At 55.8% G+C, this 9,551-nt stretch carries 6 protein-coding genes; 2 read left to right on the forward strand and 4 right to left on the reverse strand.

Annotation, left to right across the window (positions count from 1 at the left end; translation table 11 throughout):
- Window positions 1-365: 365 nt before the first annotated feature.
- The gene (locus J2S31_RS11625; RefSeq protein WP_237099257.1) at window positions 366-1,598 is read left to right on the forward strand and encodes a S1 family peptidase; all 1,233 of its coding nucleotides are present in this window, start codon (window positions 366-368) and stop codon (window positions 1,596-1,598) included.
- On the forward strand, window positions 1,586-2,545 hold the full coding sequence (locus J2S31_RS11630) for an FHA domain-containing protein (RefSeq protein ID WP_237099258.1): 960 nt from the start codon (window positions 1,586-1,588) through the stop codon (window positions 2,543-2,545). The genes J2S31_RS11625 and J2S31_RS11630 overlap by 13 nt, the downstream gene beginning before the upstream one ends.
- A 32-nt stretch (window positions 2,546-2,577) precedes the next feature.
- Here J2S31_RS11630 and J2S31_RS11635 read toward each other — a convergent pair whose 3' ends face one another.
- From J2S31_RS11635 to J2S31_RS11650, 4 genes are read right to left on the reverse strand one after another with little or no spacing between them, the layout of a single operon-like run.
- Window positions 2,578-3,402: an efflux RND transporter periplasmic adaptor subunit gene (locus tag J2S31_RS11635; protein WP_237099259.1), complete on the reverse strand. Its 825-nt coding sequence runs from the start codon at window positions 3,400-3,402 to the stop codon at window positions 2,578-2,580.
- On the reverse strand, window positions 3,403-5,385 hold the full coding sequence (locus J2S31_RS11640; protein ID WP_237099260.1) for a preprotein translocase subunit SecA: 1,983 nt from the start codon (window positions 5,383-5,385) through the stop codon (window positions 3,403-3,405).
- Window positions 5,386-7,536 carry a hypothetical protein gene (locus tag J2S31_RS11645; RefSeq protein ID WP_237099261.1) on the reverse strand — a complete coding sequence of 717 codons (2,151 nt, stop codon included), beginning with the start codon at window positions 7,534-7,536 and terminating at the stop codon, window positions 5,386-5,388.
- Between the two features lie 28 nt (window positions 7,537-7,564).
- The gene (locus J2S31_RS11650; protein WP_237099262.1) at window positions 7,565-9,439 is read right to left on the reverse strand and encodes an HlyD family efflux transporter periplasmic adaptor subunit; all 1,875 of its coding nucleotides are present in this window, start codon (window positions 9,437-9,439) and stop codon (window positions 7,565-7,567) included.
- Window positions 9,440-9,551 lie beyond the last annotated feature (112 nt).

Consider the following 9,551-nt stretch of genomic DNA (forward strand, 5'->3'; position numbering starts at 1 on the left):
CTATCGCTCTACCCGGGTTGGCGCCGCGGCTGGCAATCATACAAAAACCTACCTTCCTCCATCGAGTGGGATAGCTTATGCCAAATTGGGCCTATTCAACTTGAACAAAAAGTAATCCTTTTTGGTAAGACCTGGCCGGTTCTCCCGTATTTTCCGTCACTATCTGGCCTGAAACGGTTTTATTTCGTTGCCTCCCCGGACGCCTTCCCTTACCTTAAAATACAAGGGTGTGTATTCCGAAAATTAAATCATTTTTTACCGTTCACCTTTGCATGAAGGCCGGTCCGAAAATGATCCACTTACCCAAATCCTCGCGCATCTCTCTTTTTCTTTTTACATTTTTATTCTGGATTGCTTCCGGGACATTGTTCATAGAATCGGCCCGCGCCCTCACCGGCACCGCGCAAAAAGTATTTCAGCGCAACAACCAGGCGGTGTACCAGATCCGCGTCATCGATATCCACTCGCGCGAAAAATACGTCATCGGCTCCGGCTTTCGCATTTCCAAGGATGGCCTGTTTGCCTCCAATTTCCATGTCATCTCGGACGTGGTCGATCAACCGGACCAGTACCGCATCGAGTACTACCGCAAGGGTCGAAAGGTGGGGAACCTCACCGTCGAGGCGATCGATGTTGCACACGACCTTGCCATTCTGCGTGGCGAACCGTCGCGCAAAAAACCCGTCCATCTTGGATCGTCCAAGCAAAGGCAGGGAACGGGAGTGTACCCCATGGGCAATCCGCTGGATGTTGGCATGGTGGTTTTGGAAGGCACATACAACGGCTTGGTCGGCGATGCACCCTATCAACATATTCTGTTGTCCGCGGCATTGAACCCAGGTATGAGCGGCGGCCCGGCCTTCGATGCCGCAGGCAAGGTGGTCGGGGTGAATGTCGCCATCGAGGGCAACGACCTCAGTTACCTCGTCCCGGTGGAGTACCTGATCAAACTGAAAAAAAGCATTAAGACCGAACGCGAGCCTAAAAACTGGCCGGAGGTCATTCAGGAACAGATCCTCAAACGCTACGAACACATTATCGAGAAAGCGGTGAAGTCCGACTGGCTGTTCGAAAATCTGGGCGCGCTCAAGGTGCCGCAAAGCATCCTGCCTTCCGTCGTGAAGTGCTGGGGACGTAGCCGGTCGGAGGATCCTTCACAAAATGCGTTTCTCTTTTACGGCGATAAACGGTGCCAGAGCGACCGCAACATCTATCTTTCATCCGACCTTTCCACCGGTACGGTCGGCTACTCTTTTTTCTGGTTGGAAAGCCAGAGCCTGAGTTCTCTCGAGTTCTACAAACGGTTTTCCGCTCAATACGCACAGGGGCATTTTTATCCCTATGCGACCCGTAGAGAAGTCACAAAATTTTCCTGCCATAACAGTTTCGTCATGCTCGCTTCGCACAACTGGAAGGCCGCATATTGCGTGCGCCGCTACATCAAGTACCCCAAACTGCATGACGTGTTCGTGAGCTTCGCCATACTCGGCGATTCGCCGCGCAAATACATCATCCAGGTAGGAATGGCCGGACTGACGGAACCATTGGCACGGCGGTTTTTAAAGAAATTCATGGGAAGCATCCAGTGGACCGAATAATCATCGAATTGCTTGCGCCACAGGGACCGGCGGTGGAATCGCGCCACGTGTTCGATCGCGACCGCATCCGCGTCGGGCGTGCGTACTCGAACGATGTCATCGTTGATGATTTGTTCGTATGCCCGGAGCACCTTTTCATCCTCTGCAAAGAAGGCAAGGTGTACCTGAAGGATCTGGGCAGCAGAAACGGCACACAGGTGAACGGCGCCCCAAAAATTCACGACAAGACCGTGGCGGTGAACTCCGGAGACGTCATCAGTATCGGGCGCACCCGCTTCCGGGTTCTGCTTCCGAATCACCCGGTGGAAAGCACAAGGAAGATGGACCGCTTCATGGCGTTCCGGGACTTCATCGACCGTCCGTGGGTGCCCATTGTTTTTTCGTTGGTGGTCATTGCGGCGGGAACCTGGATGGGGCGTATGGTGGACCCCAGCGATTCGTTCTGGAAGAAAGAGTTTTACAGCATTGTAATTGGATTCGCCGCCAGCATTCTCAGCTTTGCCGGCCTGCTCAGCCTGTACACATTTTTTAAATACAGAAAGTCCTACTTCGTGCGCAATCTCGTGATCGCGGACATTGGACTTTTCCTGGGTCTCATTTTGGAAGGCATCGACCCCTTTATTTATTTCTGGATTTTGAATGAAACCTGGATGCAGGTCCTGGACTACCTCATCAACTTCATCATAACGCTCGGCATGTTCTGGGCCAGTGTCCGGATGGCGAAGGACTCCCTGACATGGCGTGAGGTGTTTGGGCTGATTTGGGTGCCATTGATCCTGGTGCTGATCGCCGGCTACGGCAAGAACTCCAACCAGATGGGATTCCAGAACGATCCCATCTATCACAGCAAACTGGCACCGGGGATGGGGCCATTGTTCGAACCGCAATCTTTGGATGAGTTTTTAAACAATGGGGCCAGGGAGTTTGAGCACCTGGATGAAGAATAACCGCCAAAGCATGCGGGGCGGTATCGCGTTTGTTATTTAATAGGAAACTGCACGCCGCACTTGAGACCGGCGACGACTTTGTTTTTTGGGTTGGGTAACTCCAGGCGGATGCCGAACGTGCCACTGGCGGCATCGACCACCGAATCCACGATCTTCACCTCCGCCTTGTAACTTCCACCCACCGGGTTTTCCGGGAACACCGTGGCTTTCATACCTGTTTTGATTTTTCCAAGGTAGGTAATGGGAGCAATGACCTCTACGTTCAACGGGTCGATCTGAGCCAGCTTCACCACAGGTTGCTCTTCCACAAATTCACCCGGCGACTTCAGGCGTTCCACCACCACCCCGTTGATGGGACTCACAATACTGCGGAGATCCAACACCTCCCTGGCTCGGTTCAGTTCCAGTCCGGCAATCCTATGCCCCTCTTCCGCCCTCAGGACTTCCAGTTCAGCCAGGATTTTTTCCGTCGCCGCCTCGTCCTGTTCGTTTTTCGGCACCATGTTTTTTTCGTACAGCTCATTGACCCGTTTTAACTTGCGCAGGCTCAACGCAAACCTTTCCTTGTTGATCTCAATCTGCGTTTTCGATTCAGCCTGCGCCTTGGCCAGTTGAACTCCCGCCTCCTCGACGCCGGAACGCAACCGCGCCACCACCTGACCTTTTTTCACCAAGTCACCGCGCTTCACCGACACCTCCTCCAGCGTTCCGCGAATCGAGGTGCTCAACTCCACTGTCATGAACGGTTCGATCACGCAGTCAAAGTCACTCGTTCCCTTCTGCGCCACCGCCGAGTGTACGGGAAAAAGACCGCACCACAGAATCCACCAAAGAAAAATAGAAACTTTTGTTTTCATTTATTCCGCTCGCCCAGAAAACGCCAGCATTTTGCCAGCTTGTTTGTCCGTGTCCATGAGTTTCGCGCGCGAAACCGCATGTTGCCGTTCTACCTGCCGCTGCGTCAAGTTCAAAAACATATGCCGCGCCCAGCCACCCATCCAGCCGAATCCTCTTACCGCTGTCACCGCCCAGGCCGGCGCAAACATCCGGACCACCTCGTCTTCCAGGGAAAGAAAATAGTCATAATCCCCTTCAGCCTGCCCCGCTTCGCAACGTTGAATCAGCTTCCGGTCATGCCGCCGGCATTCGCTGACTTCGGCAAGGATTCCATGCGCTCCCGCGTGAACAGCCTTGTCCGCATGGACCGCCGCGCGCATTCCTTTTCCCGCATGGTAAAGCAATAAAGTGATGCTGCCCGGCCGCCCGGCCGTCTCCAGCCGGTGAGCCTCGTCTTCCTCCTGCATACCTGCAATCACCTGATGCGGAAGGCCACGCTTGGCGAGCATGGACGCCAGCAACTCTGCCATGGGCAAGGACCGCAATCCGATGATCACCGGCCTGCCGGACCGATGCAGGGCCTGCACCCGTCCCACAACACCTTCCCATTTCTTTTCCGCATCAGGGTACAGCCGGAAGCATCCCGCCCGTCTTTTAATTCCATCTCGATTTCCAATCCGCATCACCTTAAGCGGATATGTCTTTTCCAGCTCCTTCCGCGCTCCCACCAGGGTGTGGGAAATGCCGCCCAGATGCAGGTAGCGCTGAAATAATTCCTGGTAGGAAATTTTGGCCAGCGTCTCCCGGCCCCCGGAGCTGGGAAGCCCTTCCTTCAATTCCAATAACTGAAACAGGCCACGTTGCCACGACGGCTGAATTTGCAGGGCACGCAGGGCGCGTTCTTCCGCATGGATTCTTTCCCCGCTCACCCGGTAATGCCGATCCCGAACGAGGAGATGAACCGCAGTGAGAGCCTGGGTTATCAAATCCTGGCTTCGCTCCATCCCCGACCACATTCCTCCCAGAGACTCGGTGATCTGCGCAACGTGAATTCGTCCACTCGACGTCAACCGGACATGGTTCCGCATGTTGTCGATCTCGAAATCCATCCCGGCGTGAAGAAGCGCGGAGAGTTCCAGCGCCTTTTCATAAACCTGCCGCGCACCGGGCAAATCCGTATTTCTGGAGATGAGAAGTGGCGCCCGCGCATCATCGATGAGCACCGTATCCAGATCATCAATGATGCCAAAGCACAATCCACGCAAAACCAGGCTGCGTTCACGGTCTTCCGCTCCGTTCAATCGGCCGAGGTGCAAGTGCAGACGGCTGCGCCGCCCCTCGGAAGCCAGGTGATCCCTCAGGTAGTCGAAAGCAACCTGTTTGTGAGTGGTGAAGGTGATGTCCGCGCGGTATTGCTCCTGACGTGCAGGAACATCCATCCCCGCCACCACCTGCCCTACCGAAACGCCCAACGTGCCGCAAATTCGGGAGAGACGGGAGGCATGGCGCCGCACCAGATAATCCGTTGCGGTGATGACATGCACCGGAAGGCCCGCCAGCGCCGCCGTTATCGCCGCCAGGGCGATCGAAACCGCATTGTCGTTTGCCTCTCCGGACTCCACCGCGCGTTGATGAATCAGGCCCCATCCCGCCAGCACTTCGCTGTCGCCTGGGCTCACATTTTCATTGCGGGCAAACCACTCCACCACCAACGCAAAACTCCGAGCCACATAGTAGGATTGAAATCCCTGACGATGCAGGGGAGATCGGAACCCCCGGGCTTCCTTGCGGATTTCCTTTTCCGTCAACCCGCGAAATTCTTCCTTCAGGCGAGTCACCTGTTCCAAAAAACGGTAGGCCTCGGGAGGAGGAAGCAGTGATTGGGGGCCACGGTGTTGAACGAGCCAACGCCATGTGCCATCCAGCCACCCCTCATGTTTCTTTTGCTTTTCTGGATAAAGACCAGAAGCCACGCCGGGCCTTGCCCAATTTTCTATGAACATTTAAACCCCGAACCTCTTGAGCAAAAGCTGGCGAACGGTGCGGTACCACTGCTCCGCAAGCGGCACCCGGCCATGATCGAAACGGACAAAGACACGTTCACCAATGCTCCGCATTCCCGCCTGGGCGGGTAACTCCAGATCAAGTTGGAACACAGACTTAAACGCCTTCATTCCCGCTTCATCGCTGGGGTCCACCGCAACCTCACCGCCTCCGGGCAAGCCCAGCGCCATACTCGGAAGTTTTTCCGTCGCCGCCGGAACCTGCCGTTTCACTTGAGCCACGTACACCTCGGAGATGCGTTCGGCCATACGCACATGAACACCGCGGGTTTGTTCTTTTACCAGCCCGATGCGGTCCTGCGGCACCACCACCCGCACGGTTCTCAAAGGATAATCGACAACGTAACCCAATAGCTGACCCTTCTTGACGAAGCGGTTATCCAGATCCCCCGCATTTGGAAGAATGAGTGTGCCGTTCAGCGGACTGCGCACCACCAGTTGCGATTCCTTTTCCTGCATGCGTTCCAACTGGGCGCGCACCGCAAGCATTTCTTCCTTCTTGATTTCCGCCTGCGTTCGATCTTCAAAGCGCAACGCCATGTACCGAACCTCCAGCTCCTGCATTTCTTTTTCCAGAACTTTCTTCTCTGCCGCGAGCAAGGGGTCTTCGTTGATCATGATCGCATCGCCCTGATGAACCCGCTGATTGGAACCAAACTTGACTTCACGAATAAACCCTTCGGTTCCGGCGCGCAGAAGCGATTTCTCCGGAGGCCAGATAATCCCTTCCGCCCGCGTGGCATAAGGAAACGGTACCTTGAATATGAACCAGGCAAGCGACACCACCAAGAGGGCGCTCAGCGCCACCGCTCGGGCGCGCTTTCCGGATATCACCGGACTGCGGACCAGGAAGTCGAGCTTTTTATAAATGGGGATGACCAGCATGGTCATGAGAGCCCACATGGCAAGCACCACACCAACTATGAAAAACTTGCTTGCCACAAACAGCACGATGACGCCCATGATGAACAGCCGGTAAAAAAACGACGCCACACCATAAAACAGGAACCACAGGCGTTCGCCCCAGCCGTTTGCAGGCGACTTCACATGCTTCGCACCGAACAGGTATCGCTGAAACAGGTAGCCCAGGAAATTCGTGGAACGGCTTCCCAGGTTTGGAATCTCGATGGCATCCGACAGAAAGTAATAGCCGTCGAAACGAAGGAGGGGATTGCCATTGAACAGAAGCGTGGACACACTGCCGATCAGGATCACATTGTAGGCGATGGTGTGGATGATCCCGTGTTCAACATTGACCCAAACGAACATGGCCAGCGCCGCGAGAAACAACTCGACCATGATTCCCGCCGCATCCACAATCATGCGCTTCGATTTATCACTGAACGCCGACGCGCTGGATGCCTCCACATACGGCACAGGTATGAACACCAGCAGCATGATTCCCATTTCGTGCACCTCGCCGCCCCACACCTTGGTGGCGAAGGCGTGCCCGAATTCGTGAACCAGTTTCACCACCGGATAAACCAGCCACAGCACAAACAGGTTTTCCGGCGTCATCACGCGATCTGCCAGGTTCTGAGTCAACCCGCCCCAATGCACCCCGGCAAGGGATACCGCATAGCCCACGACTGCCAGCCAGAGGAAGAAGCCGAACCAGTTGAACGCATACCGCGCCACCGACTGCCAGCGTTCGAGAAACCGCTCGGGATTGAGGAGAGGGAAACGGATGGAAAGCGGGCTCCAGAACCACTGCTTCAATTTCATTTTTTCGTGGAGCCGGTGGCGGCTGAATAATTCCAGCGTGTCCGGTGGAACATCGCACAGCAGGGTATCACTGGTATGGAGCTGGCCCGCCAAACGGATCATTTCGTCCTGCGTCGGCGCCTCGTCGCCGAGAAAATCCACCGCGCGGTCCCAGATTTCCTGAAACGTGCGATGGCCATCCATTTGCGCGACAAGGTAATAGGCGGCGGGGCTCAACCGGTGGTAGCGACCGGATGAATGATCCTGAAGCACATACCAGAGACGTCCGCGGTAATGATGCCGGTGCACCTCCGCATGGCTCCGCAACCGCGGCTTGAGGTTCGCCACGCGATACCACATCGGACTGTACATCGAATCCAGGGACATAATGGCTTCCCGTTTCAGAATGCGAAGTTTATGGCCACCAGGTCCAGAGCTGCAGACGCAACCAGTTGATCATTTCGCGCGTGAGCACCCAGATGAGTTTGCGTTCCCCGATCTCGATCTTTCCCACACCCTCCATGCCGGGACGCAGGAAATCCGGATTGCCGCCCAGCCGTGCTTCAACACGGAAGAAGTTGCCGCCTTCCTTGGTTTCCGTAACCGGCGTGATCTTCGTCACTTCAAACGGCAGGCGTTGCTCCACGGCCCCCGACAAAACGAGCGTGCCTTTCTGCCCAAGCTTCACATGGTTGATATTGCGCTCATCGACATTCAACAGCACGCGGTACGTATCGAGAGGCGCGAGTTCAAACATCACCTCGCCGCGTTCCACCGGCGCGCCGAGCGACTGGCTCAAATCGCCGGACACCACCATGCCATGAAAAGGGGATTTCACTTTGGTACGCGCCAACTGCTTTTCCGCAAGCTCCAGCTTGGCCTCCGCCTGTTCGATCTGCGCTTTGAGAATGCGGATTTCACTGCGATCAAACTTGGCCAGCACATCGCGGTACTGCCGGCGGTATTTTTCCAGTTCGCTTTTCCATTTGAGCCGTTCCAGCACCAGGTCCTTGTCGTCCAGTGTGAACAACACCTGCTCCTCTTCCACGATGTCCCCCGGCCGCACCAGCGCTTCCGAGATGTAGCCATCCAAAGGAGCAACCATGACGCGTTGCACCGCGCCCTGCAACGTGGCATCCGCGGAAACGCGAAACTGCGTGGTGGCAAAAGAGAAAAATGCAATCACCCCGGCAAACAAAAGGCACACCAGCTTCCACCCCAGGTTGCGCGGACCAAACAACCCGGTCAAAACATTCCAGAACGACAACACAACTTTGGTGACAATATTCCGGTCGTCCCGACGCTTGGTGTATAAAATCGGCCCCACCACCTGACCAATGGCTTCGCACACTTCCGTTTGCTCCGGCGAAAACCGCTTTCCACCGGACAATTCAAATGTCAACGCGCCGATGATGTGGTCGTGCACAATCAACGGCACCGTGCAGATTCCAGACTTGCCGTGCTGTTTGGAAAGCTCCTGATGCACGCGGTTGATGAAGGGATACGAAGGGTCGGGCGAGGGATAAAGGATGGTTGCCGCCTGGTCCAGGCATTCTTCCATGGCGCGACTGATGTCGCGGATGAGGTTGGTCTTCTTGTTGAACTTGGCGCTGTGCGACAACGCCACCACCCTCATCTTGGTGCCTTTGGTAAAACCGAGGGTCACGCGTTCGCAACCCAGTTTCACCGCCATGTCGGTGACCACGGCATTGGCCGCGTCATGAAACCGCTCCTCTTCCAGACCACTGGTGATCAGTTCCAGAATGGTGGCGAGGTGCTTGTTGCCGGACGGGGTTTTGCCCCTGTCCCGGCGATAAAACTGCTCCACCCACACCGCCCCCCATTGCAGTTGACGCATGAGGATGCGCAAGGTGTTCGGGTTGCGGGAAGCGACTTCCACTCCCACAACCCCATACAAATCACCATCCACAAGAAAAGGATGCGCGAGGTAGGAAAATTTGGAGGCTGCATCCGCTTTGCCGTTGACTTGAGTGGGATTGCGCATCACTCCCTTGCGCTGTTCCATGGCCATTTCCACGGCGCCGGTGAGATGAAGGGGGATGCCTTTTTTTTCAGGCCAGAATGCGGCGGGAGCGTATTCGCGGGTTTTGGGATCGCCCAGCACCACCACGCCGCGGGTGATTCCGGGAACGTGACTGCACTGGAGAGCCAACCAGGCGCCGGCAAATTCCTGAGCCGTTACGGCTTCATGTAGCTGTTTCCATTGGGCGGGATCAGCGAAAGCGCGGCGCGGATCGCCCCTGGTTTCAGACCCGGTTTCTGGACGCATTGCAGAAATCCTTACACATTAAGACAAGGGTTTCCAAGCGCACTCATGCACCTCAAGCCTCGCGCGCTCACGGGATGAACAGCGATCCCATTGATTCCTTGTCGATTGTGGT

Origin of the sequence: Nitrospina gracilis Nb-211, assembly GCF_021845525.1 — a bacterium.
GTDB lineage: Bacteria > Nitrospinota > Nitrospinia > Nitrospinales > Nitrospinaceae > Nitrospina > Nitrospina gracilis_A.

Coding starts and splice junctions, on each gene's coding strand:
- J2S31_RS11635 (WP_237099259.1), bottom strand. CDS start 3,402: ATGAAAACAAAAGTTTCTATTTTTCTTTGGTGGATTCTGTGGTGCGGT.
- J2S31_RS11640 (WP_237099260.1), bottom strand. CDS start 5,385: ATGTTCATAGAAAATTGGGCAAGGCCCGGCGTGGCTTCTGGTCTTTAT.
- J2S31_RS11645 (WP_237099261.1), bottom strand. CDS start 7,536: ATGTCCCTGGATTCGATGTACAGTCCGATGTGGTATCGCGTGGCGAAC.
- J2S31_RS11650 (WP_237099262.1), bottom strand. CDS start 9,439: ATGCGTCCAGAAACCGGGTCTGAAACCAGGGGCGATCCGCGCCGCGCT.